Source organism: Streptomyces sp. NPDC058373 (genome assembly GCF_042723275.1).
In the GTDB taxonomy this organism is placed as follows: domain Bacteria; phylum Actinomycetota; class Actinomycetes; order Streptomycetales; family Streptomycetaceae; genus Streptomyces.
On the sequence record NZ_JBHXJE010000002.1, the window covers coordinates 84,997 to 111,134 of the forward strand.

Annotated in this window: 22 protein-coding genes and 3 pseudogenes; 13 read left to right on the forward strand and 12 right to left on the reverse strand. The window is 75.2% G+C overall.

What is annotated here, in order from left to right; translation table 11 throughout:
* Nucleotides 1-21: 21 nt before the first annotated feature.
* The gene (locus ACFWMZ_RS01775; RefSeq protein WP_383171136.1) at nucleotides 22-861 is read right to left on the reverse strand and encodes a helix-turn-helix domain-containing protein; all 840 of its coding nucleotides are present in this window, start codon (nucleotides 859-861) and stop codon (nucleotides 22-24) included.
* 226 nt (nucleotides 862-1,087) lie between these two features.
* Between ACFWMZ_RS01775 and ACFWMZ_RS01780 the strand changes: the two are divergent.
* Together ACFWMZ_RS01780 and ACFWMZ_RS01785 are read left to right on the forward strand one after the other, a co-directional pair.
* Nucleotides 1,088-1,315 (forward strand): annotated as a pseudogene (locus ACFWMZ_RS01780) (AMP-binding protein); the annotation flags it as partial.
* 446 nt (nucleotides 1,316-1,761) lie between these two features.
* Nucleotides 1,762-1,863: pseudogene (locus ACFWMZ_RS01785) on the forward strand (hypothetical protein); the annotation flags it as partial.
* A 114-nt stretch (nucleotides 1,864-1,977) separates the two neighbouring features.
* Here ACFWMZ_RS01785 and ACFWMZ_RS01790 read toward each other — a convergent pair.
* Nucleotides 1,978-4,209, reverse strand: coding sequence for a serine/threonine-protein kinase (locus ACFWMZ_RS01790; RefSeq protein ID WP_383170927.1), 2,232 nt, complete (start codon nucleotides 4,207-4,209; stop codon nucleotides 1,978-1,980).
* A 200-nt stretch (nucleotides 4,210-4,409) separates the two neighbouring features.
* Between ACFWMZ_RS01790 and ACFWMZ_RS01795 the strand changes: the two genes are divergently transcribed.
* The 4 genes and pseudogenes from ACFWMZ_RS01795 to ACFWMZ_RS01810 all read left to right on the forward strand — a co-directional run.
* Nucleotides 4,410-4,727: a DUF4073 domain-containing protein gene (locus ACFWMZ_RS01795; protein WP_383170925.1), complete on the forward strand. Its 318-nt coding sequence runs from the start codon at nucleotides 4,410-4,412 to the stop codon at nucleotides 4,725-4,727.
* A 199-nt stretch (nucleotides 4,728-4,926) separates the two neighbouring features.
* Nucleotides 4,927-5,208 carry a hypothetical protein gene (locus ACFWMZ_RS01800; RefSeq protein ID WP_383199115.1) on the forward strand — a complete coding sequence of 94 codons (282 nt, stop codon included), beginning with the start codon at nucleotides 4,927-4,929 and terminating at the stop codon, nucleotides 5,206-5,208.
* 460 nt (nucleotides 5,209-5,668) lie between these two features.
* Nucleotides 5,669-6,088, forward strand: coding sequence for a PaaI family thioesterase (locus ACFWMZ_RS01805; RefSeq protein WP_383199239.1), 420 nt, complete (start codon nucleotides 5,669-5,671; stop codon nucleotides 6,086-6,088).
* Nucleotides 6,043-6,326 (forward strand): annotated as a pseudogene (locus ACFWMZ_RS01810) (transposase); the annotation flags it as partial. The gene ACFWMZ_RS01805 and the pseudogene ACFWMZ_RS01810, both read left to right, overlap by 46 nt.
* On the opposite strand, the gene ACFWMZ_RS01815 reads toward ACFWMZ_RS01810, so the two are convergent.
* A complete protein-coding gene (locus tag ACFWMZ_RS01815) occupies nucleotides 6,317-6,763 on the reverse strand; it encodes an RNA polymerase sigma factor (protein ID WP_383199117.1) in 447 nt (148 codons plus the stop codon). The pseudogene ACFWMZ_RS01810 and the gene ACFWMZ_RS01815 overlap by 10 nt on opposite strands.
* A gap of 74 nt (nucleotides 6,764-6,837) precedes the next feature.
* Here ACFWMZ_RS01815 and ACFWMZ_RS01820 point away from each other — a divergent pair, with 74 nt between their 5' ends.
* A complete protein-coding gene (locus ACFWMZ_RS01820) occupies nucleotides 6,838-8,274 on the forward strand; it encodes an MFS transporter (protein WP_383171133.1) in 1,437 nt (478 codons plus the stop codon).
* Nucleotides 8,275-8,352: 78 nt separating this feature from the next.
* Here ACFWMZ_RS01820 and ACFWMZ_RS01825 read toward each other — a convergent pair whose 3' ends face one another.
* From ACFWMZ_RS01825 to ACFWMZ_RS01855, 7 genes are all read right to left on the reverse strand, one after another.
* The gene (locus tag ACFWMZ_RS01825) at nucleotides 8,353-10,290 is read right to left on the reverse strand and encodes a helix-turn-helix domain-containing protein (protein ID WP_383170919.1); all 1,938 of its coding nucleotides are present in this window, start codon (nucleotides 10,288-10,290) and stop codon (nucleotides 8,353-8,355) included.
* Entirely contained in the window at nucleotides 10,290-10,658 is a 369-nt protein-coding gene (locus tag ACFWMZ_RS01830) for a hypothetical protein (RefSeq protein ID WP_383170918.1), read from the reverse strand. Before ACFWMZ_RS01830 ends, ACFWMZ_RS01825 begins: the two co-directional genes overlap by 1 nt.
* Before the next feature lie 119 nt (nucleotides 10,659-10,777).
* Nucleotides 10,778-11,575, reverse strand: coding sequence for a 3-hydroxybutyrate dehydrogenase (locus tag ACFWMZ_RS01835; RefSeq protein ID WP_383199119.1), 798 nt, complete (start codon nucleotides 11,573-11,575; stop codon nucleotides 10,778-10,780).
* A gap of 107 nt (nucleotides 11,576-11,682) precedes the next feature.
* On the reverse strand, nucleotides 11,683-12,222 hold the full coding sequence (locus ACFWMZ_RS01840) for an NUDIX domain-containing protein (RefSeq protein ID WP_383170913.1): 540 nt from the start codon (nucleotides 12,220-12,222) through the stop codon (nucleotides 11,683-11,685).
* 77 nt (nucleotides 12,223-12,299) lie between these two features.
* On the reverse strand, nucleotides 12,300-13,922 hold the full coding sequence (gene lnt / locus ACFWMZ_RS01845) for an apolipoprotein N-acyltransferase (RefSeq protein WP_383199121.1): 1,623 nt from the start codon (nucleotides 13,920-13,922) through the stop codon (nucleotides 12,300-12,302).
* 77 nt (nucleotides 13,923-13,999) lie between these two features.
* Nucleotides 14,000-14,563 (reverse strand): hypothetical protein, encoded by a 564-nt coding sequence (locus tag ACFWMZ_RS01850; RefSeq protein ID WP_383170908.1) that lies wholly within the window; start codon nucleotides 14,561-14,563, stop codon nucleotides 14,000-14,002.
* An 83-nt stretch (nucleotides 14,564-14,646) separates the two neighbouring features.
* A complete protein-coding gene (locus ACFWMZ_RS01855; RefSeq protein WP_383170905.1) occupies nucleotides 14,647-15,432 on the reverse strand; it encodes a glutamate racemase in 786 nt (261 codons plus the stop codon).
* 587 nt (nucleotides 15,433-16,019) lie between these two features.
* On the opposite strand from ACFWMZ_RS01855, the gene ACFWMZ_RS01860 reads away from it, so the two are divergent.
* The 4 genes from ACFWMZ_RS01860 to ACFWMZ_RS01875 all read left to right on the forward strand — a co-directional run bounded on the left by ACFWMZ_RS01860 (nucleotide 16,020) and on the right by ACFWMZ_RS01875 (nucleotide 20,742).
* The gene (locus ACFWMZ_RS01860; protein ID WP_383170902.1) at nucleotides 16,020-16,538 is read left to right on the forward strand and encodes a DUF6643 family protein; all 519 of its coding nucleotides are present in this window, start codon (nucleotides 16,020-16,022) and stop codon (nucleotides 16,536-16,538) included.
* A gap of 76 nt (nucleotides 16,539-16,614) precedes the next feature.
* Nucleotides 16,615-17,484 carry an MOSC domain-containing protein gene (locus ACFWMZ_RS01865; RefSeq protein WP_383170900.1) on the forward strand — a complete coding sequence of 290 codons (870 nt, stop codon included), beginning with the start codon at nucleotides 16,615-16,617 and terminating at the stop codon, nucleotides 17,482-17,484.
* Between the two features lie 87 nt (nucleotides 17,485-17,571).
* The gene (locus ACFWMZ_RS01870) at nucleotides 17,572-18,177 is read left to right on the forward strand and encodes a hypothetical protein (RefSeq protein WP_383170897.1); all 606 of its coding nucleotides are present in this window, start codon (nucleotides 17,572-17,574) and stop codon (nucleotides 18,175-18,177) included.
* Nucleotides 18,178-18,303: 126 nt separating this feature from the next.
* Entirely contained in the window at nucleotides 18,304-20,742 is a 2,439-nt protein-coding gene (locus ACFWMZ_RS01875) for a right-handed parallel beta-helix repeat-containing protein (RefSeq protein ID WP_383199123.1), read from the forward strand.
* On the opposite strand, the gene ACFWMZ_RS01880 is transcribed toward ACFWMZ_RS01875, so the two are convergent.
* Entirely contained in the window at nucleotides 20,712-23,138 is a 2,427-nt protein-coding gene (locus tag ACFWMZ_RS01880) for a hypothetical protein (RefSeq protein ID WP_383199125.1), read from the reverse strand. The two genes, ACFWMZ_RS01875 and ACFWMZ_RS01880, sit on opposite strands and share 31 nt — an antisense overlap.
* Before the next feature lie 308 nt (nucleotides 23,139-23,446).
* Here ACFWMZ_RS01880 and ACFWMZ_RS01885 point away from each other — a divergent pair, with 308 nt between their 5' ends.
* Complete coding sequence (locus ACFWMZ_RS01885; RefSeq protein ID WP_383170889.1) at nucleotides 23,447-24,253, forward strand: DeoR/GlpR family DNA-binding transcription regulator; 807 nt, start codon at nucleotides 23,447-23,449, stop codon at nucleotides 24,251-24,253.
* An 18-nt stretch (nucleotides 24,254-24,271) separates the two neighbouring features.
* Here ACFWMZ_RS01885 and ACFWMZ_RS01890 read toward each other — a convergent pair whose 3' ends face one another.
* On the reverse strand, nucleotides 24,272-25,408 hold the full coding sequence (locus tag ACFWMZ_RS01890; RefSeq protein WP_383170886.1) for a PLP-dependent cysteine synthase family protein: 1,137 nt from the start codon (nucleotides 25,406-25,408) through the stop codon (nucleotides 24,272-24,274).
* A gap of 325 nt (nucleotides 25,409-25,733) precedes the next feature.
* Between ACFWMZ_RS01890 and ACFWMZ_RS01895 the strand changes: the two genes are divergently transcribed.
* Nucleotides 25,734-26,054: a hypothetical protein gene (locus tag ACFWMZ_RS01895; RefSeq protein ID WP_383170883.1), complete on the forward strand. Its 321-nt coding sequence runs from the start codon at nucleotides 25,734-25,736 to the stop codon at nucleotides 26,052-26,054.
* The last annotated feature ends 84 nt before the right edge of the window (nucleotides 26,055-26,138 follow it).

The window sequence follows — 26,138 nt, forward strand, 5'->3', positions numbered from 1 at the left end:
TTCCGCCTGCCATGTCGACAATCAGGAGTCCGGGACACCCGATACGGGATTCCGGACACCCTCGTGAGCACCGTCGGCCGCGCCGAAGAAGGCGCCCGGCGTGGTCCCCATGACCCGCCGGAAAGCGGCGATGAAGGAGCTGGGCTGGGCGTAGCCGAGCGCCTCGGAGACCGTCGTCACGTCCCAGCCCCCGGAGAGGAGCGTCAGCGCCCGGTGCGCGCGCAGCATCTGCCGCCACTGCGCGAAGGAGAGACCGGTCGCGTGGCGGAACGCGCGGGTGATCGTACGGTCGCTGATGCCCAGCTCCCGCGCCCACTCCTTCAGCGAGCGGCAGTCGCCGGGGTCGTCCAGCAGGGCTTCGGCGATGGCGTCGATCCGGGGGTCGCCGGGCAGGTGCAGCGCGAACTGGCGTTCCGACTGCTGGAGCACGTCGAAGACGACGGACTCCGCCCGGGCCCTGGCCGCCGCGTCGAGATCCGTGCGGGACAGATGGACCAGCAGCGATTCGAGCAACGGCGTCATCGTGATCGCTGTCGGTTCCCCGAACACGAACGGCGTGCGGTCGGGGGCGAAGAAGGCGTCGTAGAACTCCGCCCCCGCCGTCGCCTGGCCTCCGTGCACCATGCCTGCGGGCATCCACAGCCCGTGCCCCTCGGAGACGGTGAAGATCCGGTCCTCCACCCGGGAGGTGAGCGTTCCCCCGCGCACCCAGACGAGTTCGTGCAGGGGATGCGAGTGCGGCGCCCACTCCGTGGGAACGCGGGGCACCTGGAACTCGGAGAGGATGACGAAAGGCGCCGGCGCCTGCTCCGGGAGCGCCACGGCCCGGCGCACCTCGGTGCCCTCCTCACGCCGCCACATCCCAGGGCTCGCCTCACCAGGGGATGAACGGACCATGCGGACGAGTCTATCCGCGCCCGCACCGACGTCGCGGCCCTGACCTGCGACGAACGACCGGACGAGCGGTTCGGCGAGGCCCGTCCGGCCCGTCGCGGGTCGCGCCGGGCGCCGCCTCCCCCGGCTCCGCGGGCCGGTCCTCTCCCGTGGCCACCGGCAACTCCCGTGCCCGGGGGCAGCGTTCACCCTTGTGACAACGCACCTGGCCGCTCTCCGTCCTCTGCCGGACCCGCTCCGGGCGGAGGCCCGGCGTCTCGGCACCAAGACCGCCTTCCAGGACGACCGTTCCCGGGTGACCTACGGGGAGCTGGAGGCGCGCACCGGTCGGCCGGCGGGGCATCTCGTCAACCTCGGCCTGCGGCACGGGGAGCGGGCGGCGATCCTGCTGGGCAGCCGGGTGGAGGCCGTCGAGGCCGTCCTCGCCGCGCCGGGCCGACGACCCGTGCACGCTGCCGGCCGGTGTGCCGACGACGTACGGCAAGCTCCTCGACGCCGTGGGCGACGAGGGGCTGGGGGAACCGGCGCTGCGGGGCTGCGTCAGCGGGGGCGCGGCCGCCCCGCCCGCCTTCCAGCGGGCCTGCGAAGAGATGCGGGGCCGACGGCAGCGGCGCCGAGGCCACGGGCGAGGGCGAGTTGTGGGTCTCCGGGCCCGGTGTCACGGCCGGGTAGCACCGGCGGCCCGACGACACCGCCGCGGTGCTGCGCGACGGGTGGTACCGCACCGGTCACCTGGCCCGGATCGGCTCCGACGGTGGACTCCCCTCACCGGCCGGGTCAGCGAACTGATCATAGGCCGGGAAGAACGTCCCTCCCTATGAGGTGGAGGCGGTGCTGCTCGCGCTGCCCGGGGTCCGCGACGCCGCCGTGGCCGACCTCCCGGACGACCGGCTCGGTGAGGTCCCGGCCGCCTACCTGGTCCCGGCTGACGGCGCTGTCCTCGACCGGAGCGAGATCCTCGCCGCCTGCCGGGAACACCTCTCCCCGTTCAAGGTGCCCGCCGCCCTCCATGAGGTGGACGAGACCCCCGCACCGCCTCCGGCGGTCGACTGCCGAGAACCCGCCCCCCGGGCGCCTTCGCGATCAGCCCGACTTCGGCGGCTTCCGCGCGTCGAAGGCGAAGAGCGTGTTCTCGGCCGCGGCCACGACCAGCGCACGCCCCGCGACGGTCACGCGCGGGCTCGCGCCCTGATCGCCCGTCAAACCGTCGGCCCGCGGATCGGTCGTCCACAGGAGTTCGCCCTCGCGCGGCGAGAGCGCGACCACCCGGCCGGAGGCCGAGCTGAAGTACAGCGCGCCGGCCCCCGCGACGGGCCCCGACGCGCCCTCCACGCTCGTCTGCCGCGACCACTTCTGCCGGCCGGTCGCGGGGTCGAGCGCGGTGACGCGGCCGGTCTGCCCGCTCACGTAGACGGTGCCGTCCGCCATGCCGGGCGTCCCGGCGTACGTCTTGGCCAGTGGGGAGTACGTGACCTTCCGCGAGGCCGGGTCGACCCGCGCCACGCCGTCGTAGCCGGCCAGCGCCGCGCCCTCCCTGTGCTCCTGGAGGAGTACGAGGCTGCCGTCGGCGACGCCCATCGGCACGGCGGGGCCGTCGACCGCGATGGGCCTGCCCAGCCTCCCCGAGCCACGGTCGACCGCGTACAGGGCGGGGTGGCGCACCTCCGAGGCGTCCAGCTCCGCGTCCGCCGCGCACATCGCGAGGAGCCGCTGGCCCACCGGGACGGGAGCGCACCGCGTACCGGCGGGGAACGGCGTCGTCCACGCGGTCTCGCCGCTGCGCGCGTTGCGGGCCTCGAAGCGGGAGTTGGCGGCGTCGACCGTCACGACGGCGGAGCCGACCACCAGGGCGTCCTGGGACCGGCCCGTGACGGCGGTCGACTGGGCGCCGGACGGCACGGACCACAGCTCCCGGCCGTCCTCCGCGTCGAGGGCCACCACCTCGTCGCCAGGGCCCTGCGACGCGTCCTCGGCGGCGAGGCGGTAACCGAGCACCGTGTCGTCGGTGGCACCCACCAGGTGCATGCCCTGGGCGGGGACGCCCGGGCTCTTCACCGTCCAGACCCGCGAGCCGTCCCGGGCGCTCACGCGGGTCGCGACGACCCCGCCGCCCCCGCAGAACAACGCGTCGCCGCGCGCGACGCACCGCAACTCGTCGGGGATGTCCGCGCGGCCGCCCGGCACGGTCTCGCGCCACGGCTGGAAGCCGTCCGGAAGCGTGGCACCCGGCGCCGCGACGCTGTGGCCCTTGCCGTCGCCGCTGCTCCCTCCGGAGTCGCCCGCCTCCAGTGCGGCGACTCCCCCGCCGATCGCCACCACCGCGACCGCGGCGGCGAGCACGGGACGCCATCGGCTGCGCAGCCGGCGGCCGAGCGGGGTGCCGGTGCTCCCGGTGTCGGGAGCGGCCGGGGCGGTCGGTGCCGGGACGGCGCCCGTCGTGAGGTGGTGCTGGGTGGCCATGTCACGGGTGCGGCCCGCGCCGGCCCCGTTCGCGCCGGCCCGGCCGAGGTCGGCCGGCAGGTCCCGCAGCAGCACGAGGAGTTCGTCCGCCGAGGGGCGCCGCCCGGGCTCCTTGTCCAGGCACGACTCGACGACGGGGCGCAACGCCCCCGGCACGGCGTCCAGCGACGGCTCCTCGTGCACTACCTGGTACGCCGTCATGTACGGGCTGTCCGCGTCGAAGGGGCCGCGGCCCGTCGCCGCGTACACCAGCAGCGTCCCCAGCGAGAAGACGTCGGAACGCGGCCCCACGCCGCGCGGCGCCTGCAGCTGCTCCGGCGACATGAAGGGCGGGGTACCGATGACCCGCCCTGTCATGGTCAGCGTCTGCTGGTCCGCGGCGCGCGAGATGCCGAAGTCGATGACGCGTGGGCCCTCGGGGGAGAGCACGACGTTCGAGGGCTTCAGGTCACGGTGGACGACCCCCACCCGGTGGATGTCGCGCAGCGCCTCCGCCAGCCCGATGGCGAGCCTCCTCAGCTCCGCTCCGTTCAGGGGGCCCTGGGCGGCGATGCACTGGGCGAGCGTGTGCCCCTCGATGTAGGTCGTCGCCATCCACGGCTGTTCGGCCTCCGGGGCGGCGTCGACCACGGCGGCGGTGAACGCGCCGCTCACCCGCCTGGCCGCCGCCACCTCCTGCCGGAAGCGGATGCGGAACTCGTCGTCCCCCGCGAACTGCTGGTGGATGAGTTTGATCGCGACGGCCCGCCCCGAACTCGTACGGGCCAGAAAGACCGTGCCCATCCCACCCGAGCCGAGCCGCGCCTCCACTGGGTAGCCGCCGATCTCGGCCGGATCACCTCCGCGCAGCGACACTGTTCCGGATCTCCCGTCCCCCGTGCACCTCTGCCACCACGGGCCCGCGTACTTGTTCGTGCACACAAACTAGCGGCAGGGCAGTAGGACAGAGCAAAGCGGGTGACGAACCGGGGCGGCAGGTGGTGGCGGCCACCGGCTGGACCGGGCGGCGGGCGGCCCGCCGCCCGTGACCCGGCGAACCTCTTGCCGCCGGTCGTGTGGACGAGGACGAGCCGCTGGCGATCCTGGGCCGCCACGCCAACGTGGTCTTCTTCTCCGGCCACACCCACTGGGACCTCCGCCGCCAGGACTGGGCGGCCCGCAAGGTCGTCGACGGCGGCGACCCGCGCGGCTTCCACGTCTTCGACACCGGGGTGATCGAGACGCTGTACGGCCCCGACGGCAGGGGCGGTGAGAAGGCGCTGGACCCGGCGGCCTCCCAGGGGCTGCGGGTGGTGCCGGGGGGCGACGGCAAGCTCACCGTCGAGTCCCGCGACTTCACCGGGCGTACGGTCATCCGCAGCCTGGAGATCTGACCGCCGGGCCCGCTCGGCCCCCGGGAGGGCGGGCCCGCGCGCGGATCTCACCGGAACGGCGCACGATGGGAGGAGCGACACGCCGGCCGAACACGCGCGGGGCGGCCCTCGGCCCGGCCGGGAGTCACCGGCCGGGCGGTCCGGCGCCAGGGGCGCCCGGACACGGGCCGTCCGGCGCGTACCGGAGGAGGACGGACGCATGGCACACCACCACAAGCCCAACCGGGCAGTCGAAGGCGCCTCGGACCGCGACCACGGCAGGGGAATGCCCCGGCGCCCCGACGGGGAGCAGCTGGAGCAGCGGACGGTACGCGACCGGGAGGCCGCGGGCCTGCCCGCCAAGGCTCCGACGGGCTCCGACGCCGCCTACCGCGCGGGGCAGGAAGAGGTCGACCGGGAGGTGGACGCGGGCGAGATCCCCACGGGCGCCCGCACCCGCAAGTCCCGCGACGCCTACCCGCCCACCCGCTACGAGGAGTGACCCCGGGCGGGGCCGCGGCCTCGGGTCACTCCAAGGGAGACCACGACCGCCGCCGCGGCCCCGTCGGGCGTCTCGTAACGCACCGAGTCGCCGGCGCGTTACGCCCATGAGCGCGCGACCCAGCGGGCTGTCGGCCGTGCCCAGTGACGGATCCAGCCCCTGTGTGACCTGGCCGATCTGCACGGTCTGCTCGGAGCCGTCGTCGAACCGCACGGTCACGGTGCGGCCGGGGCGGCCGGCTGCATTCCCGGATGTCACGTGCGCGCCCCGGCCCCTCGCCCAGATCTCGCGTCCCGTGTTTGAGTAGGGCGTCGAAGACCGCCGCGCCCCCGGCACGAGGACAGGAGCTCCCCGCCACGTCGACCGACCTGACCACCTTCGCGCAGGGCATCTTCGAGGCCCAGCCGTTCAGCCGCCTCCTGGGGGCCGAGCTGACCGCCGTCGGCCCCGGCACGGCGAGATCCGCCTCCGCGACCGCCGCGAACTCCGGCACCAGCACGGCTTCCTCCACGGCGGGGTCCTCAGCCACCTCGCCGACAACGCCCTCACCTTCGCGGGCGGTCTGGCGCTCGGCGGTGACGCCCTCACCGCCGAATACAAGATCAACTACGCCAGGCCCGCCGTCGGCGACACCGTCATCGCCAGGGCGGAGGCCGTAGTGATCCCCACCCGCCAGGCGATCTGCCGATGCTCCCTGTACGTACTCCAGGACGAGGTGGAGCGCGTCGCCCTGGCAGACTTCCTCCACACCTACAGCCACCGCCCTCACACCGGCATCGATGGCCACCCACCAGCCCGCCACGTCACCAACCCGCCGGGGGAGGATCACGTCGCCCCTCACCAGTCGTCCGCGCCCGCCCCGGCTCCAAGCACCACCTGATCGTCGACCGCCACGGAACGCCGCGCGTCGTCACGCTCACCGGCGGGAACCGACACGACGTCACCCAGCTCCTGCCGCTGCTCGACGCCGCCCCGCCGGTCCGGGGCCGGCGGGATGCCCCCGCAAGCCCCGACGCCTGTACGCCGACCGAGGCCACGACTTCGACAAGTACCGCCGCCTGCCGTGGAAGCACGGCATCAAGCCGTTGATCGCCCGACGCGGCATCGCTTACGGCTCCAGGTCCTCGGTGTCCTCCACGCGTACCGCCGGGACGGGACGCCGCACGCTGCGGCGGACATGGTTGCGCCAGACGTCGGCCGCGACCGTCATCAGCCAGGCGCACGGGCGCAACTCCCGCAGCCGCTCCGGCGAGTACGTCCGCTGCGCGGTGCAGGCGCGCAGGAAGGTGTCCTGCCCCAGGTCGTCCGCCTCCGCGGCGGAGCCGGACACCCGCAGCAGGAACGCGTGCACACCTCTGGCGTGGACGCGGACGAGTGCGGCGAAACCGTCGTCCAGGTCCGCCGCCGGCAGGTCGGTCAACTGCTCAGCCACCTTTTCCATCATCGCGGGAAACACCGCCCCGGCGAAAAGGGTTGCCGGATGCCCCGGCCGCGCCACCCCGGGGGTGGCGCCCGCGCGCACTCCGCCGCCCCCAACTGTGGTGTCCCACCACATACGCCCGTGACCAGCGCCTTCCTACGGTGTGGCGACACGGAAACGTCCCCGCCAACTGTCCGGAAGTGGTGCTCATGTCCGCCCCCGCTGCCTCTCCCCCATCCCCGTCCAGCCTCAAGCGCATCGTCGGCGCGAGCCTGGTCGGGACCACCATCGAGTGGTACGACTTCTTCCTGTACGGGTCGGCCGCCGCACTGGTCTTCAACAAGGTCTTCTTCCCGGACTCCGACCCGCTCGTCGGCACGCTGCTCTCCTTCCTCACCTACGCCGTCGGCTTCGCGGCGCGGCCGCTGGGCGCGCTGGTCTTCGGCCACTACGGGGACCGACTGGGCCGGAAGAAGCTGCTGGTCATCAGCTTGCTGCTGATGGGCGGCGCCACCTTCGCGATCGGGCTGCTGCCCACCCACGCCACCATCGGTACGGCCGCGCCGCTGCTGTTGACGGTGCTGCGGCTCGTCCAGGGCTTCGCGCTCGGCGGCGAGTGGGGCGGGGCGGTGCTGCTGGTCTCCGAGCACGGGGACGCCAAGCGGCGCGGGTTCTGGGCGTCGTGGCCGCAGACGGGCGCGCCGGCCGGGCAGTTGCTGGCGACGGCGGTGCTCGCGGTGCTGACCGCGGTCCTCTCCGATCAGGCCTTCATCACCTGGGGCTGGCGCATCCCGTTCCTCCTCTCCGGCGTGCTGGTCCTGGTCGGCCTGTGGATCCGCCTCTCGGTGGACGAGTCGCCGGTGTTCAAGGCGGCGCTGGCCCGCTCCGAGGCGCGGCGCGCGGAGGGCGCGACCGAGAAGATGCCGCTCGTCTCGGTGCTGCGGCACCACTGGCGCGACGTGCTGGTGGCGATGGGCGCGCGGATGGCGGAGAACATCAGCTACTACGTGCTGACCGCGTTCATCCTCGTCTACGCGACGACCGCGGTGGACCTGCCCCAGCAGACCGCGCTCAACGCCGTCCTCATCGGTTCCGCGGTGCACTTCGTGACCATCCCGATGTGGGGCGCGCTCTCCGACCGGCTCGGGCGGCGCCCGGTGTACATGGTCGGCGCGGCCGGGGTCGGCCTGTGGATGTTCCCGTTCTTCCAGCTCATCGACACCGGGAGCTTCCCGGCGCTGCTGCTGGCGGTGACGGTCGGGCTGGTGCTGCACGGGGCGATGTACGCGCCGCAGGCGGCGTTCTTCTCCGAGATGTTCGCGACCCGCATGCGGTACTCGGGGGCGTCGATCGGCGCGCAGTTCTCCTCGGTGGCCGCCGGCGCGCCCGCGCCGCTGATCGCCACGGCGCTGCTCGCCGAGTACGACAGCTCGGTGCCGATCTCGCTGTACGTCATCGCGGCCGCGGTGATCACGCTGATCGCGGTGGGCGTGGCGCAGGAGACCCGCCACCGCGACCTGGCCGACGTGCCGACCGGCTCGGAGCGGGCCGCGCTGAAGGCGGGCGTGCCGTCCCAGGGCGACGCGGCGGCCGCCGAGCGGGCCGGGGAGGGTTCCTCGGCCGGGCCGGTAGGCCCGCCCGTCTGATGCGGGCCTGTTCCCGGGCGGTCCGGCCGCCGCGCCCCGTCCCCCGTGCTCGCCGCGGGGAGGCGGGGCGCGGCGCTGTCAGCCGGTGAGTGCGGAGGCGAGCCGGTGCAGGCGCAGGGCGAGCTGGATCTCCAGGGTGCGGGCGGGGCTCTGCCAGTCGTCGCCGAGGAGCCGGGCGACCCGGTCCAGGCGCTGGGCGACGGTGTTGACGTGGACGTGGAGGGTGTCCTTGGTGCGGGCCGGGCTGGAGCCCGCGGCGTAGTAGGCGTCGAGGGTGCGGACGAGTTCGGTGCCGCGCCTGCGGTCGTAGTCGAGGACCGGGCCGATGGTGCGCTCGACGAAGCCGGAGATGTCGCGGGGCCCGGCGAGGAGGAGGCCGAGGAAGCCGAAGTCCTCGGCGGCGGCGCCCTGTCCGGAGCGGCCGAGCAGGCGCAACGCGTCCAGGCAGCGGCGCGCCTCGGTGTAGGCGGCCGGGGCGGCGTCGGCGGCGGGCAGGGGGCGCAGCGGGGCGGAGGCGCCGACGGTGACCGGTTCGTGGACGGCGGCGCCGAGGTGGAGGGCGGTGCGGCGGGCCAGTTCGGTGGCGGTGTCTCCGTCGGCGAGCGGCAGCAGCAGGACGGTGCCGCCGTCGCGGGTGGCGGCGAGGCCGTGGCCGGTGGCGGCGAGGTGGGCGGCGGCGGCCCACAGGCGGCGGCGGACGGCGGCCTCCTCGTCGGCGGTGGCGTCCTGGGCGGCGTCGGGCTGGGCGGCGAGGACGACGTGCGGGGCGTCGAGGCGGGCGCCGAGCCGTGCGGCGCGTTCGCGCAGCAGGGCGGGGTCGCGGTGGCGGGCGTCGAGGAGGTCGTCGAGGAGTTCCACGCGGACGCGCTGCTCGGCGTCGCCGGCGAAGCGGCGGGCGAGCAGCAGCAGGGAGGTGACCATGGCGGCGCGTTCGAAGGTGCGCTGGTCGACCGGGTCGAGGGCGGGGTGGCCGCGCAGGACGAGGGCGCCGAGCTGCTGGTCGCCGGCGGCGACGGCGGCCATCCAGTCGTCGCCGTGGCGGACCGCGTGGCCGCCGGAGCGCAGGGCGGAGGCGGCCGCCTCGGGCACGGTGTCGGTGAACTCGACGCTTCCGTCGAGGACTTCGGAGACGGCGGCGGCCACGTCGTGGACGCCGCCGCCGCGCAGGACCAGTTCGGCGAGGCGGTCGTGGACGTCCGAGGCGCGTTCGATGACGGCGCTGCGGTCCTGGATGATCTCGTGGGCGCGTTCGAGTTCGCTGAGGGCGGCGCGGGTCTCGTCGAGGAGGTTGGCGGAGTCGATGGCGGCGGCGGCCAGCGCGGCGAACGAGCCGAGCAGCGCGATCTGGGCCCGTTCGAAGACCCGGGCACGCCGGTCGGCGGCGAAGAGGACCCCGATGACGTGCGGCCCGAGCATCAGCGGCACGCCGAGGATCGCGACGAGCCCTTCGTCCTGGACACCGGTGTCGATGACGGAGGTGTGCCGGAAGCGGCTGTCGTGGAAGTAGTCCTCGGTGACGTACGGGCGGGCGGTCTGGGCGACGAGGCCGCCGAGGCCCTCGCCCATGCCGAGGCGCAGCTGCTGGAAGCGGGCGGCGACGGAGCCCTCGGTGACCCGCATGCAGGTGTCGCCGCGCGCGGGGTCGTTGAGGGTGAGGTAGGCGACGTCGGTGCCGAGCAGGGAGCGGGCCCGCTGCACGATGGCCTGGAGGACGGAGTCCAGGTCGCGTGGTCCGGCCAGGTCGTGGGCGGTCTCGAAGAGGGCGGAGAGCTCGGCCTCGCGGCGCCGGCGGTCGGCCAGTTCGGAGCGGACCCGCAGCGCGAGGCGCTTGGCGTGTTCGAGTGCGGCGAGGTGCGCCTCGGGAGCGCCCGCCTCCCGGGCGGCGGGGACGGGTTCCTCGTACGCCTCGACGGCGGCGCCCCGGGCGAGCAGGTCGAGGAACGGCGCCTCCGCGCCGGTGGAGGGGAGGGTGCCGGTGCCGGTGGTGGGGTGCGGCCCATCGTGCGTCATGTCCATCAGGAATACCCGTCGTGACGGAGCCCCGCCAGCCCCTGGAGCCCCTGAGGCCACGGGGTTTCGCGGAGCTGAGGTCGGAGGCCAGCCGCCAGGCGGCGGGCCTCGGCGGTGACCTCCGCGTCGGTCTGCGCCGCCGTTCGGCCGCCGTACTCCAGGGTGTTGTACGCGTGGTCCAGTTCGGCGAGCCGTACGGTCAGGGCCGGCCCGCGGCTGTGGCTCCGGTGGATCCAGCGGGCCAGTTCCCCTACATCGTGGGCGGCCTCGGCCCGGGTGAGGGCGGCCACGGCACGCGGACCGGGGCTGTCGAGCCCGGCGACGAGCGCGGAGCTGGCGGCGCCGACGAGGTCGTGGGCGGGGAGCTCGCCCACGCTCCAGAGGGCGGCCCGGTCCTGGGGCAGGCGGGCCGCGGTCTCCGGTGTCGTCCGCTGATGGTTTCTCCCGAGGCACCGTGGCCGAGTGGGATGCGCCGGACCCTCGTGCGGGCCGGTCAGTGGGCGGTCCAGCCTCCGTCGAGGGTCAGGGAGGACCCGGTGACGAAGCCGCTGTGCGGGCCGCAGAGGTAGAGGACGGCGGCGGCGACCTCGTTTGGTTCGGCGAGGCGCTTGACGGCGCTGTCGCGCAGCAGGATCTCGTCCAGCACCTCGTCGCGGCTGATGCCGTGCGCCTCCGCCTGGTCGGCGATCTGCTGTTCGACCAGGGGCGTGCGGACGTAGCCGGGGTTGACGCAGTTGGAGGTGACGCCGTGCGGTGCCCCTTCCAGGGCGGCCGTCTTCGACAGGCCCTCCAACCCGTGCTTGGCGGCGACGTAGGCGGACTTGAAGGGCGAGGCGCGCAGGCCGTGGACGGAGGAGAGGTTGACGATGCGGCCCCAGCCCTGGTCGTACATGTGGGGCAGGGCGCCGCGGATGAGCCGGAAAGGCGCCTCCAGCATCACGGTCAGGACGGTGTGGAAGGCGTCGGGCGGGAACTCGTGGAGCGGGCGGACCAGTTGCATGCCCGCGTTGTTGACGAGGATGTCCGTTCCGGTGGCCGCCTCCTCGGCGGTGTCGAGGGCGCGCAGGTCGAGCGGGCGGGCCAGGACGGTGCCGGGCAGCCCCTTCGCCTGCTCGGTGAGGGCGTCGAGCCCGGCGGTGTCGCGGTCGACGGCGCGGACCGCCGCCCCGGCCCCGGCGAGGGCGAGGGCGCAGGCGCTGCCGATACCGCCCGCAGCGCCCGTGACCAGGGCGGTCCGCCCGGTCAGGAAGGGCTCGGCGGGGCGGGGCTCAGGGGTGCGGGGCGCTGTCATGATCCGACCCTAGGCAGCGGCCCGGGCGCTCCCCATAGGGCCGGCGCCCACACTTGGCGATCCGGTGGTGGGGCGGCACCATGTGCGCCGGGTCACACCCGGGCCGCTCAGCCGCCGAGCGGTCCGGGCGCCTCGGGGGTGTCGGTCCGCAGCAGCTCGCGGGGGTCGGTGAAGGAGGGGTCGAACCAGGTGGCGGCGTCGGCCGGAGCTTGCGCCTGCTTGATCCGGTAGGCCGAGAAATCAGCCAGCTCCGGCAGGTCGTCCACCGCGAACCAGGCGACGTCCAGGGACTCGTCGTCGTTGACCCGGGCCTCCCCGCCGACGGCGCGGCAGCTCAGGGTGATGTCCATGTACTGGCAGACGTCCTGGTTGGGATAGGTCACCGGCTGCAGGGCCTGGACCAGGACGACGCGTTCGGGGACGCAGAGCACGGCGGTCTCCTCGTACACCTCGCGGACCGCGCACTGGGCGGGCTGCTCCCCCGGGTCCGGGATGCCGCCGATGATCGACCAGCGGCCGTTGTCCGCACGGCGGCCGAGCAGGACGCGGCCCTCGTCGTCGAAGACGACGGCGCTGACCCCGGGCAGCCACAGGAGCTGGTGTCCGGCGGAGGCGCGGAGGGTGCGGAGGAAGTCGGGAGTAGCCATGTGTCCGACCCTAACCCCGGGCCAGGGACCCGACGCAGGCGCGTCGGAGCCCTGGCGGCAGGGGACGTATGCCCCGCTCAGGCGTCCGGGGCGGCCGCGCGGCGGCGGCGTGCCGCCCCGGTCGCGGCCCAGCCGAGACCGGCGGCGGCGAGAGCGACGAGCGCGGCCTCGGGGAGCGCTCCGAGCCGGGTCGCCCAGGTCTGCGAGGAGCGCAACGGCACCTCGGCGACGAGGGAGGCGGGCTCGAACATGCCGGTGCGCTGCACCAGCTCCCCGTCGGGCCGGATGACGGCGCTGACCCCGCTGGTGACCGGGACGGCGACGGCGCGGCTGTGCTCGACGGCGCGGACCCGGGACATCGCGAGCTGCTGGTAGGTCATCTCGCTGAAGCCGAAGGTGGCGTTGTTGCTGGGCACGGAGAGCATCTGCGCCCCGGCGGTGACGGTCTCCCGTACGGCTCCGTCGAAGGCGGCCTCGTAGCAGGTGGCGAGGCCCACCTGGCTCCCGGCGAGGTCGAAGACGCCGGGGTCGGTGCCGCGGCTGAAGTCGGTGCGGACCATGTCGACGTAGCCCTGGCTGAAGACGCTGATCAGGGAGCGCAGCGGGATGTACTCGCCGAAGGGCTGGATGATCCGCTTGTCGTAGGTGTCGACCGGGCCCTTCTCGGGGTCCCAGAGGATCTGCTGGTTGTAGAGCTTGCCGTCCTCGGTCTCGACCACGCCGCCGACGGAGATGGGGGCCTTGACGGTGGTGGCGGCGGTCTCGATGACGGAGCGGGCGTCGTCGTTGGTGAAGGGGTCGATGTCGGAGGAGTTCTCCGGCCAGAGCACGAAATCGGGCTGGGCGACCTCGCCCCGGGCGACGCGTTCGGCGAGGCGGGCGGTCTCGCGGGCGTGGTGGTCGAGGACGGCGCGGCGCTGGGCGTTGAAGTCGAGGCCCATCCTCGGGACGTTGCCCTGGACGACGGCGACGGTGGCGGTGCCGTTCTCGGCGCGGTCCGAGACGAGGGGGCGCGCGGCGAGGGCCGCGGCGAGCGGGACGAGGAGCGCGGCCACGGCGACGGCGGCGGCCGGGCGGCGCAGGGCGCCGGTGCGGCGGCGCAGGTACAGCAGGCGGCCGAGTTCGCCGAGGCCGAAGCCGCTCAGGGCGACGGCGAAGCCGAGCAGCGGGGTGCCGCCGACGGCGGCGAGCGGCAGGAAGACCCCGTCGGCCTGGCCGAAGGCGACCTTGCCCCAGGGGAACCCGCCGAACGGCACGCGGGCCCGCGCGGCCTCCCCGGCGGTCCACAGCGCGGCGGCCCACAGGGGCCAGCCGGGCAGCCGGGCGACGAGGGTGGTGAGGCCGCCGACCACGGCGACGAAGAAGGCCTCGGCGACGGCCAGCGCCAGCCACGGGCCGGGCCCGACCTCGACGCCGGTCCACACCAGCAGCGGCAGCAGGAAGCCGAGGCCGAAGAGCGCTCCGAGCCCGAGCCCGGCCTTCACGCCCCGCCCGCGCAGCAGGAGCCCGAGGACGGCGAAGGCCGGCAGGGCCAGCCACCACAGCACCCGGGGCGGGAAGCTGACGTAGAGGAGTACGCCCGCGAGGGCCGCTCCGGCGGCGAGGTACAGGGCGCGCAGGAGGCGGCCGAGGCGGCGGGGCGGTGCGGCGGGCGGCGGGGGGCCGGGGGCCCCGCCGGCCGAGGTGAGGGTGGCGGTCACGCGTCGGAGTCTACGGCGCGTGACCTGGGGACCGTCGGCGCGTCCGGAGGGCCGCCCGTGGCCGGGCGCCGGGGCCCTCAGTGCTGCGAGCCGGCTTCCGGCAGGCGGCTGCGGATGGCCCGGACGGCGGACCGGGCGTCGTCCACGGTGACGGTGAGGCTGTGCCCGTCGGCCAGGCGCACGACGACGCCCTCGCCGCGCCGCACGACGACGGCCATGCCGCGCTCCGGGCGCCAGCGGTACCCCCAGCCGCCCCAGTGGCGCGGGCAGACGCTGGGGACGTAGTCGACGCCGGTGACGGTGGCGAGCAGGATGCGGCGCCGGGGGAAGCCGAGGTGGCCGCAGCGCACCTCCAGGGCGGAGTCGTCGACCTCGACGGCGACGTGCACGAAGGCGAGGGTGCCGTAGAGGATGAGCAGCCCGGCGGCGATGCAGCCGACCACGGCCATGACGAGCGGGGTGATCCCGGAGGCCCAGGAGGAGTCCACGGCCAGTTCCACGCCGAGGGCGAGACAGGCGGCCCCCACGACGGCCAGGAACCACTGGAGGCGGCCGGAGGCGCGCCCCGTCCAGGTCTCGACGGCAGCGTGCCCGTGCGGTGAGTGGTCGGCGGGCCGGGACGCGGGCTCGGGTTCCCTCATACGGCCGACCTTACGGAGGCCCGCCTTCCGGGGCAGGTCGCGCGGTGCGTACGAGGGATCCGGCCGGGGGGCCGGGCGTCGCGTCAGCGGTCGGCGGTGACCGGGCCGAGCAGGCGGCCCTGCTCGTAGCTGAGGGCGGCGGCCGGGAGGGGTTCGGCGCGGCCGCTGAGCAGCACGGTGAGGGTGCCGGTGGCGGGGGCGGCGGGGTCGGGGGCGAGGCCGAGGCGGCGCAGGGCCTGGGCTGCGACCGCCGGGGCGGAGCCGTGCAGGGTGAGCGGGCCGCTGCCGGAGTGCTCCAGGGCGGTGCGGATGGCGTCGCCGACGAGCTCGTAGTGGGTGCAGCCGAGGACGACGGAGGTGACCGTGGACGGGGTCAGGGCGGCGGCCGCCGCGATGGCGTCGGTGACGGCGGCCGGGTCGTCCCACTGGACGGCGTCGGCGAGGCCCGGGCAGGGCACCTCGGTGACCGGGGTGGTCCCGGCGAAGTCGGCGATGAGGCGGCGCTGGTAGGCGCTGCCGGTGGTGGCGGGGGTGGCCCAGATGGCGACGTGGCCGCCGGCGGCCGCCGCGGGCTTGATCGCGGGGACGGTGCCGATGACGGGGAGCGCCGGTTCGAAACGGGCGCGCAGCGCGGGCAGCGCGTGCACCGACGCGGTGTTGCAGGCGACGACCAGGGCGTCGGGGCGATGCGCTGCGGCGGCCTCGGCGGCGGCCACGGCGTGGGCGCTGACGTCCTCGGGCGTGCGGGGGCCCCAGGGCATGGAGTCGGGGTCGGAGGAGAGGACGAGATCGGCGTCGGGGCGCAGCCGGCGCACGGCGGCGGCGGCCGGCAGCAGGCCGATCCCGGAGTCCACGAGGGCGATCTTCACCCGGTCACCATAGTCGATGACCTGCTGCGGGCCGCGGACGCGGGGGCGGCCCCGGGGTGCGTGGAGCGGGTGCGGCGGACCGGCCCGGGGGCTGCTTGCGGACGGGGATCCGGCGCAGGCCCCAGCCGTATGCCTCGTCGAGGGGGCGCTGGGGGCGGGTTCCGCGGCCGGGCACCAGGTAGCGGCCTCGCGGACGACGAGGCCGTCCGGGCCCTGGGTGAACACAGGTCGTTGGCCCCTTGGACATCGCCGCCGTCCTGCCGCACCCCTGGCTCCGTCCGGCCTCGGATGTGCGTACGGGCTTCCACCGGTGGCCCGGCGGCGGGGAGTTGTCCCGGCGTCGGCCGGGGGCCGACGGCGCGTGGTGGCCACGGAGCCGGCCGGAACGCGTCCTTCCGGGGAAAGACCACTGGCCGAAGGCGCGCCGCCTCGTCCCGAAGGCGGATTTTCTTACCTCATCGAAACCCGAGAGTTGGCACGATTTCGGTATGTTCACCCGCATCGGTGCCCCCGCGTCGCCCCCGGCCCGGAAAACAACCCTCTTATCGGTCTCCCCAATGACCGCATCGTGGGCTTAACTTATGGCCATGACCTCCCCCCGCGCCAGCTACGGCAGCGGCTACTACTCCGCGCCATCCTTCCCGGACACCCCGATCTACGACTCGCTCGTGGCGGAGCGGGGCACGCCGCAGATCGCCCCCATCCGGGTCCCCTCGATGTACGACTCGGGCTCCGCGCTCCCCGCGCTGCCCTCGGCGCTGCCCGCGCTCCCGGCCGCCCCTTCGCCACAGCCCCCGGCGTACGGGTATCCGCAGCATGCGCAGGCTCCGGCGCCCGCCTTCCAGCAGGCCCCGGCGCCCTACATCCCGCAGCAGCAGGCGGGCCCGCGCGGCTACCAGCCCGCGCAGCCGTACGCCCAGCCGCAGCCGCCCCACCAGCCCCAGCAGCCGCGCCCCGCGCCGGCGGGGTACGAGGCGATGCGGCCGGCGGCCCAGCCCTCCGGGTACGAGGCGATGCGGCCCGCCGCGTCCCGGCCGCACCAGGCGCCGCCGCAGCAGCAACCGCCGTACGAGGATCCGTACAACCGGCCCTACCGGGGGTACTGACCGGGCGGCTCGCCGGGAGGCGGGGAGCGACGGGAGAGGGGAGTCGGGCTCGGCGGGCGGGTGGCAGGATGGCCCCATGCCGAACGCCGAGCTGACCTCGATCCACGTCTACCCCGTGAAGGGGGCGCGCGGCCTCGCCGCGGCCGAGGCGGCCGTCGAGCCCTGGGGGCTGGCGGGCGACCGGCGCTGGATGCTGGTCGACGCGGAGGACCGGTGCATCACCCAGCGCGCGTTCCCCTCCCTGGCGCTCGTCAGCGCCGAGGCGCTGCCCGGCGGTGGGTTGCGGCTGGCCGCCCCCGGCCAGGAGCCGTGGGAGGTGGCGGAGCCCGGCCCCGGCGCGCCGACCGCCACGGTGGAGATCTGGAAGGACAAGGTCCGCGCGGTCCTCGGTGACGCCGCCGCGGGCGCGCGGCTCAGCTCCTTCCTCGGCGCGGAGGTCCGGCTCGTCCACCTCGCGGCCCCCGCGCGGGACCGCCTCGTCGACCAGAAGTTCGGGGCTCCCGGCGAGACCGTCAGCTTCGCCGACGGTTACCCCCTGCTGGTGACCACCACCGCCTCGCTCGCCGCGCTCAACGCGCTGATCGCCGAGGGCGACCACGCCGCCGAGGGCCCGCTGCCCATGGAGCGCTTCCGCCCCAACCTCGTCGTCTCCGGCACCGCCGCCTGGGCCGAGGACACCTGGGCGCGCGTCGCCGTCGGCGAGGTCACCTTCAAGGTCTCCAAGATGTGCGGGCGCTGCGTCGTGACCACCACCGACCAGCGCACCGCGGAGCGCGGCAAGGAGCCGCTGCGTACCCTCTCGCGCCACCGCCGTTTCGGTTCCCAGCTCGTCTTCGGGCAGAATCTGATCCCCGAATCGGCCGGTACGGTACGCGCGGGGGACCCGTTCACCGTCCTCGCGCGACGGCCCGCGGGAGAGAACACCGCTTCCGCCGGGAGCCGTTGAGCTGACCGTGGAGTGATCCCGCTCTCCCCGGGCAGCCGTTCCCGCGTGGCGGGACCGCACGGCCGGACGTGACCGAGAGGGGGCGCGATGCGGACGATCACGGGGCTGTGGCGCTGGCGCCGCAACCCGCTGTACCGGCGGACCGACCGCGTCGAGGCGTGGACGGCCCTGCTCTGCGGCGCGCTCCTGGTGGCCGGCGCCCCCTGGGTGGCGCTGAGCGCCGGTTCGGCCACCGAACGCTCCCTGCTGGAGACGGCCGCCGCCGAGCGGAGCGAGCGCCGGCAGACGGTGGCGACGGTCCGCAGGCCGCTCGGGCAGCCGGTCCACGACGCCGACCCGGAGACCGCGCAGGCCCCGCACACCCGCACCCGGGTCCTGGCCCGCTGGACCGCGCCCGACGGCACGGTCCGCACCGGCGGGATCGTCGCGCCGCCGGGCTCCGACGGCCCCGGCGACCGGTTCCGGATCTGGACGGACCTGCGGGGCGCGCCCGCCCGCCCCCCGATGCCGCCGGTGATGGCGCAGACCCACTCCTGGCTGGCCGGAATCGGCGCGGCCACGGCCTGGGCGGTACTGATCGAGGGCGTGCACCGAGGCGTGCGGTGGCGCATCGTCCGCTTCCGGTACGGGTGTTGGGACCGCGAGTGGGAGCGGGTGGGTCCCGACTGGGGCAGAACCGGCACCGGAAGCTGACCGTCCCGCTCCGGCATCGCGGACCGGTCAACTCCCCCATCCGGCGCGCGCTACGGTGGACCGGCCGGGCTCCTCCGGCGACAGTCCGCAGGACCCGCGTACACGAGGTGGGGGCACAACAACACCATGGCACAGGGCACGGTCCAGGTGACGCACACCGGTACTTCGCGGTGGCGGCGCCGCACGGACGAGTACGCCTCCCTCACCGCCGCCCTCCAGGCCGCGGCCGACGGTGACATCCTGACCGTCGCCCCGGGCACGTACCGGGAGAACCTCGTGGTGGACCGGGCGGTGACGCTGCTCGGGCAGGAAGGGTCGGCCGGTTCGGTGCGGATCGCGCCGCCGGAGGGCGTCCCGCTGGCGGTGCGGGCCTCCGCGCAGGTCCAGGGGCTGCACGTAGAAGGGCAGGACGCCGCGGTGCCGGCCGTCCTGGTCGAGGACGGCACACCGGAACTGACGGGACTGCGGATCGTGACGCGGTCCGCCGCCGGGATAGAGGTGCGCACGGGCGGGCGGCCCACCGTGCGCGCGTGCACCGTCGACAACCCGGCCGGGGTGGGGATCGCCGTGGTGGACGGCGGGGGCGGGATGTTCGAGGAGTGCGAGGTGATCGCCGCGGGCCAGTCCGGCGTGGCGGTGCGCGGCGGCGGGCGGCCCCGACTGGACCGCTGCCGGGTACACCACGCGGCGGGCGCCGGCCTCTCGGTCACCGGCGACCACTCCAGCCTGGAGGCACTGGGCTGCGAGATCTACGAGATCAACGGCTCCGGCGTGCAGATCGCCTCGCGGGCGGCGGCCGTCCTCACCGACTGCGCCGTCCACCGGGTCACGGGCAACGGCGTCACCCTGGACACCGACGCCGTGCTGACCCTGGCGGACTGCCGGGTCCACGACGTGCCGGAGAACGCGGTGGACCTGCGGTCGCGTTCGGTGCTGACGCTGACCCGCTCGGAGATCGCCCGGTTCGGACGGAACGGGCTATCGGTGTGGGACCCGGGCACGCGGGTCGACGCCCACCGGTGCGAGATCCACGACGGCACCGGCGACTACCCGGCGGTCTGGGTCAGCGACGGCGCCACCGCCGTGCTGGACGCCTGCCGGGTGCACGACGTGCCGGACGCGCTCTGCGTCCTGGACCGGGGCTCGCGCGCCGACGTGGTCGACAGCGACCTCTCCCAGGTGCGGAACATCGCCGTGTCGGTGAGCGGCGGCGCCACCGCCGAGCTGGACGACTGCCGCATCAGCAGCGCGGGCCGCGGCGCCTGGTTCCGCGACCACGGCAGCGGCGGCACCCTCGCCAACTGCGCCGTCGACGCCACCCAGACCGGCGTGATCGTCACCAAGGGCGCCGACCCGCTGATCGAGGGGACCACCGTCACCTCCCCCACCGAGGCGGGCTTCTACGTCTCGGCGGGCGGCCGCGGCACCTTCCGGAACTGCCGCGTGACGGGCAGTGAGGGATACGGCTTCCACATCATCGACGGCTGCCGCAGCACCCTGCGCCGGTGCCGCACCGAGCGGTGCGCCCGGGGCGGCTTCGAGTTCGCGCAGGGCGGCGCCGACGGCGAGGGGGCCGTGGTGGAGGAGTGCTCCAGCGACGAGTCCGCCCCCCTGGGTCCCCCCGCGCCGGCCGCCACTCCCCCGGCGCCGGCCGCGACCCGGACGGTCGGCCTGCTCAGCGGTGTCCCCGCGCCCCGTGCCACCCCGCAGACCCCGGCCGCCGCCGACGCCGTGCCGGAGCCCGCCGCCGAGGCCCGCCCGGCCGACACCGTCCTCGCCGACCTCGACACGCTGGTGGGCCTCGCCAGCGTGAAGCGGGAGGTGCGGGCCCTCACCGACATGATCGAGGTGGGCAGGCGGCGTCAGGAGGCGGGGCTGAAGGCCGCCTCGGTCCGCCGCCACCTGGTCTTCACCGGCTCCCCGGGCACCGGCAAGACCACCGTGGCCCGGCTCTACGGGGAGATCCTCGCCGCCCTCGGCGTGCTGGACCGCGGCCACCTGGTCGAGGTCTCCCGGGTCGATCTGGTCGGCGAGCACATCGGCTCGACCGCCATCCGCACCCAGGAGGCGTTCGACCGGGCGCGCGGCGGGGTCCTCTTCATCGACGAGGCGTACGCCCTCTCGCCGGAGGATTCCGGCCGCGACTTCGGCCGGGAGGCGATCGACACCCTGGTGAAGCTGATGGAGGACCACCGGGAGGCGGTCGTGGTGATCGTCGCCGGGTACACCGCCGAGATGGAGCGGTTCCTCTCGGTCAACCCGGGTGTCGCCTCGCGGTTCTCCCGGACCATCACCTTCTCCGACTACGACCCCGAGGAGCTGCTGCGCATCGTGGAGCAGCAGGCCGACGAGCACGAGTACCGGCTCGGCCCCGGCACCGGCGAGGCGCTGCTGAAGTACTTCACGGCGCTGCCGAAGGGCGCGGCCTTCGGCAACGGCCGGACCGCGCGGCAGAGCTTCGAGGCGATGGTCGAGCGGCACGCCGGGCGGGTCGCCCAGCTCACCGCGCCGAGCACCGACGAGCTGACCCTGCTCTACCCGGAGGACCTGCCCGAACTGCCCTGAGCGGGCCGGCCGTCGGCGGACGGGAGCTGCTTGGGCAGGACGGCGGCGGGCTCCTCCAGGCGGTCGAGCAGCCGGGCCCGCTCCTTCTCGAAGGCCGGGTCGGCCTGGTAGTCGGAGTGGCCGAGGATGGGCGCGGGCAGGGGGTGGGCGGCGGTCCGGCCGTGCGCGAGCGGGTCGGCCAGCGGCTCCCGGTCGATCTCCGGGCGCCCCTCGCCGCTCACCCGGACGGGACCGCCGATGGGGTCGGTGCGCCGCCAGAGGTTCCGCCAGCAGTCGACCTCGCCGTGCAGGGTGGTCAGCGCGACCGGGCCGAAGTGGGCGGGGAACCAGCGGCCGTAGAGGCGTTCCAGCGGTGAGCCGTAGGTGAGCAGGGCGACCCGGCGGCGCGCGGAGGGGCGCAGCTGCCAGGCGGCCGCCGCGGCCAGCACGCTGCCCTGGGAGTGGCCGGAGAGGACGACCCGGCCGCCGGTCTCCCGGGTCCAGGAGGCGATCCGCCAGGTGAGGTCGGGGACGGAGCGCTCCGCGTAGCAGGGCGGGGCGAAGGGGTGGGCGGCGCGCGGCCAGAAGGTGCCGACGTCCCAGAGGATGCCTATGGTGCGGCGCGCGGCCGGATCGCGGTAGGCGCGGCGGCCCCAGGTGACGAAGAGCAGGAAGCCGAAACCGATCAGCCAGGAGCCGAGGGCCTGCGCGGTGGCGGCGGCGCCGCTGAGCACGCCGGGCAGGGCGCGGGCGGCCTCGCCGGGGACGCGCCCGGTGGCCCAGGCGCCCACCAGGGCACCGGCGCCGAGCAGCAGGGTGACAGAGGAGACGACGCCGACGACGACGGGGGCCCGGTCGGTGAGGGCGGCGCGGGCCCGGACCGAGGCGATCCGGGCGGTACGGGTGGCGTCCAGGGGCTCGCCCGGGTAGTCGGCGGCGACCCGGGCCTCCTCGCGGCGGGCCAGGCGGTGGGTGCGGACCGCGTACCAGACGAGGACGGCGAGGAGGATGACGAGGAGCGGTGGCAGGACCGAGGCCTGCCAGGAGAGCAGGACGGGCGGTCCGGGCAGGGGGCCGCCGGGCGCGCCGGGGGTGGAGCCCTTGTCGAGCCAGTCGGCGACGCGCTGGGCGACGCCGCCGGACATCACCCCGCCGAGGGCGCAGGCGAGCATGGCGACGGCCGGGCCGCCGAGTCCCTTGAGGACGGTGCGACGCTCCGGGGTGGTGGCGTGCAGGCGGCGGGCGGTGGCGGCGAGGGCGACGACGAGGACGCCCTGGGCGAGGACGAGGCCGCCGAACGTCGCGTCGCCCGGGAGCCTGCCCGCCGACTGCCAGCCGGGCCGGGACCAGGCGGCGTAGGCGAGGCTGAGCAGGCTGAGGGCGAGGGCGGTGAGCGGCAGGACGCGCACGAGGCGGTCGAGGTGCTCGTCGAGGCGGCTCTCGGCGCGGCCGCGCCGGGAGACCACCCAGACGACGGCCACGGCGGAGGCCAGCAGCGCCGCTTGGAGGGCGGAGCCCGTGGGGCCGAGGGACGGCGGGCCGCCGGGCAGCCGGTCGTGGTCGGCGGCGGGTCCGGCGACGGCGGCGCCGATGGTGAGCAGTCCGGCGGAGGTGTGGGCGGCGCGCAGCCGGGCGCCGAGACGGCGGCCGTACCAGAAGCCGGGGCGGCCGAGCGCGGCGTGCGGGGCGCTCTCCTCGGCCTCCTGTTCGGCCCGGTCGACGGCGGGGAGCGGCTGCTGCGACTCGTAACTGCGCCAGGTGCGGTGGGAGAGGTACCAGAGCAGGGCGGTGAGGGCGCCGGGGACGAGGGCGGCCAGCGCGAGGCGGCGGCCGGGCTGGGACCACCAGCCGCCGTGGCCCTGGGCGTCGGCGGCGAGGAAGCCGAGCCAGTCCCGCTCCCCGGCGCAGCTCTCGGTACCGGCGCACTGCCAGGCGACCAGATCGAGGGCGACCTCGCAGGCGGCGGCGGTGAGCAGCACGGTGAGGCTGAGGGCGACGAGGCGGACCAGCAGGCCGTAGAGGCGGACCGCGGTGCGGCGGCCCGTGGTGGAGGGGCGCATCCAGTGGGCGAGGTTGACCACCATGAAGGGCAGCAGGAGCAGCCAGAGCGCGCGGGAGCCGTTGCCGCTGGTGAGGTTGGACCAGACGTACGCCTCGGGGATGGGCTTGCCCCGGTACTCCTCGGGGCGCTGCTCGGCGTCGGCGTCCTGGGCGCGGCGGTGGACGGCGGCGGTCTGGTCGCCGCTGACGCGGACGGTGCAAGGGTCGGCGAGCATCTCGGCGGGGGTGCTGCCGCCGACGCCGTGGACGAGGAGTTCCAGCGCCGTCTCCTCGACCGCCCGGTCGCCGGACGGCGCTTCGGGCGGCGCGTCGGGCGCGGGCGCGCTCTGCTGCGGTTCCTGGCGGTCGTCGTGCACTGTGCCCCCGTGAGTCCGGGCGCCGGCCGCCGCGCGGACGGCCCAGGTCGAGGTCAGGGCGGTCGGCTCCAGGGGGTGTCTTCACAGACCCCGGGAGTGCGGCAGGTGGTCGCACCGGCGCGGAAGAAGGATCTCCCCCTCGGGGCCGCCTTACACCTGCCGTCACCGAATCTCCTTGTCATGTCCTGCCGATGGCGGGGGCGCGCCGGGGGCCAGGGGGGTGTCCGGGGGGCGCGTGGGAAGATGGGCGGGCTCATGGCGGCGCCAGAAAGGGACGGCGGGCGCCTGGCCGGGAGGACGGAGCGTACGTGGGCGAGCAGCAGAGTCTCCTCGCGGAGCAGCGCCGGGCGCTGATCGCCGACGAGGTGCGCAGGCGCGGCGGCGTCCGGGTCAACGAGCTGACGCGCAGGCTGGGCGTCTCCGACATGACGGTCCGTCGGGACCTGGACGTGCTGGCCCGGCAGGGCGTGTTGGAGAAGGTGCACGGCGGGGCCGTGCCGCCGGCGGACGCCAGTGCCCACGAGCCGGGTTTCGAGGCGAAGTCGGGGCTGGAGCCGGACGCCAAGGAGTCCATCGCCCGCGAGGCGGCCGCGCTGGTGTCGCCGGGCACCGCCATCGCCCTGTCGGGCGGTACGACCACGTACGCGCTGGCCAAGCGGCTGGTCGGGGTGGCGGACCTGACCGTGGTGACCAACTCGGTACGCGTCGCCGACGTCTTCCACGCGGCGCAGCCGGGGGCGGAGCGGCAGGCGGCCGTGGTGCTGACGGGTGGCGTGCGGACGCCGTCGGACTCCCTGGTGGGGCCGGTCGCGGACCAGGCGATCCGCTCGCTCCACGTCGACGTGCTCTTCATCGGCGTGCACGGCATAGCGCCGGAGGCCGGGCTGTCCACGCCGAACCTGGCGGAGGCCGAGACCAACCGCTGCCTGGTCCGGTCGGCGCGCCGCGTGGTGGTCGTCGCCGACCACACCAAGTGGGGCACCGTGGGCCTGAGTTCCTTCGCGACGCTGGACCAGGTGGACACCCTGGTGACGGACGAGGGGCTGGAGGAGCCGGCCCGCGCCGAGGTGGCCGAACGGCTGCGGCTGCTGGTGGTCGCCGGGCGCCAGGGCTGACGCCCGGCGGCCCCGGCGTCAGCCGGGCCAGCGCCCGGTGGCGAGGAAGGCGTCCAGGGTGCGGGCGTACGGCGCGATGTCCAGGCCCTGCGCGGCGAGCCAGGTGTCGGAGTAGTACTTGTCGAGGTAGCGGTCACCGGGGTCGCAGAGGAGCGTGACGACGCTGCCCGTGCGCCCCTCGGCGCGCATCTCGGCGACGATGCGCAGCGCGCTCCACAGTCCGGTCCCGGTGGAGCCCCCGGCGCGGCGGCCGATGGCCCGTTCCAGCATCCGTACGGTGGCGACACTGGCGGCGTCGGGGACCTTCATCATCCGGTCGATCGCGCCGGGCAGGAAGCTCGGCTCCATGCGGGGGCGGCCGATGCCCTCGATCCGTGAGCCGCGGTCGCAGCGCACCGAGGGGTCGGCGAGCCGCCAGCCGTCGAAGAAGCAGGAGTTCTCCGGGTCGGCGACGCAGATCCGCGTGTCGTACTGCATGTAGTGGACGTACCGGGCGATGGTCGCGGAGGTGCCGCCGGTCCCCGCGGTGGCCACCACCCAGGCGGGTTCGGGGTGCCGCTCCAGGCGCAGCTGCTGGTAGACGCTCTCGGCGATGTTGTTGTTGCCGCGCCAGTCGGTGGCCCGCTCGGCGTAGGTGAACTGGTCCATGTAGTGGCCGCCGGTCTCGGCCGCGAGGCGCGCCGACTCCTCGTACATGGTTCGCGGGTCGTCGACGAAGTGGCAGCGGCCGCCGTGGAATTCGATCAGCCGGCACTTCTCCGGGCTGGTGGTGCGGGGCATGACGGCGATGAACGGCACGCCGACGAGCTGGGCGAAGTACGCCTCGGAGACGGCGGTGGAGCCGCTGGACGCCTCGATGACGGGCCGTGAGGGGCGGATCCAGCCGTTGCACAGGCCGTAGAGGAAGAGGGAGCGGGCCAGTCGGTGCTTGAGCGAGCCGGTGGGGTGGGTCGACTCGTCCTTGAGGTACAGGTCGACGCCCCACTCCTCGGGCAGCGGGAAGCGCAGCAGGTGGGTGTCGGCCGAGCGGTTGTTGTCGGCCTGGACCTTGCGGACCGCCTCCTTCAGCCACTCCCGGTAGCCGGGGTCGCTGCGGTCGACGTCGGTGGTGGGCAGGGACTGGGCAGCGGCCGGGTCGTGCTGGGGGGTGGTCACCGCGGACTCCTCACGCTCGGGGCCCGGCCGTCCGATCGGGCGGGACGCCTCGATCATAGACACGCGCCCCACCCTTCTCACCTGCATAAACATCCCTTTGGGGCGCTCAAAGGGACTCCTGGAGCGGGTGTTTCACCCAGCGGCGGGGGCGCATGCCGGGCAGGGGAGCGCGCCCCCGTGCTGCCCCCGTGAGAGGTGGTACGCCACCCTCTGGTTGGGCAGACTGCACTCGGCGGGACATGGCGTTCCGCCCGGTGCGGACCCGATGTCCGTGCCGCCGGGGGGCGCTGTCGAGGGGCTCCAGGGGTTGGAGGGGTGAGACGTCATGGGCAAGTCGGAGTTCTCGGCCACGGGGGTGGGCATCATGCGGCGGCTGCGTTCGCTGACCCGGGCCGGCCAGGTCCGGATCGCGGACGGCAGGTTCGCCCTGCTCACCAGTTGCGGGCGGGTCATCGACAGCGCCCCGGCCCGTGAAGTCCGCGTGGAGCGGAGCTGGTTCGGCTCCGACGACCAGGCGGTGATCGCCTTCAACGACACCCGGTACCGGCTGCGCCTCGGCGGTCCCGCCGCGGCCGCCGCGGCGCCGCACGTGTCGCCGGTGCGCAGACTTCGCGAGGCCGTCGGCCAGGCCCGCGGTGCGGGCTGAGCGGCCCGGCGCACGGCGGGGGAGGCGCGGAGCGCGGCCGCCTGCCGCGGCGGCGGGCACCGGGTGCCACGCCCGTCCCGGGGA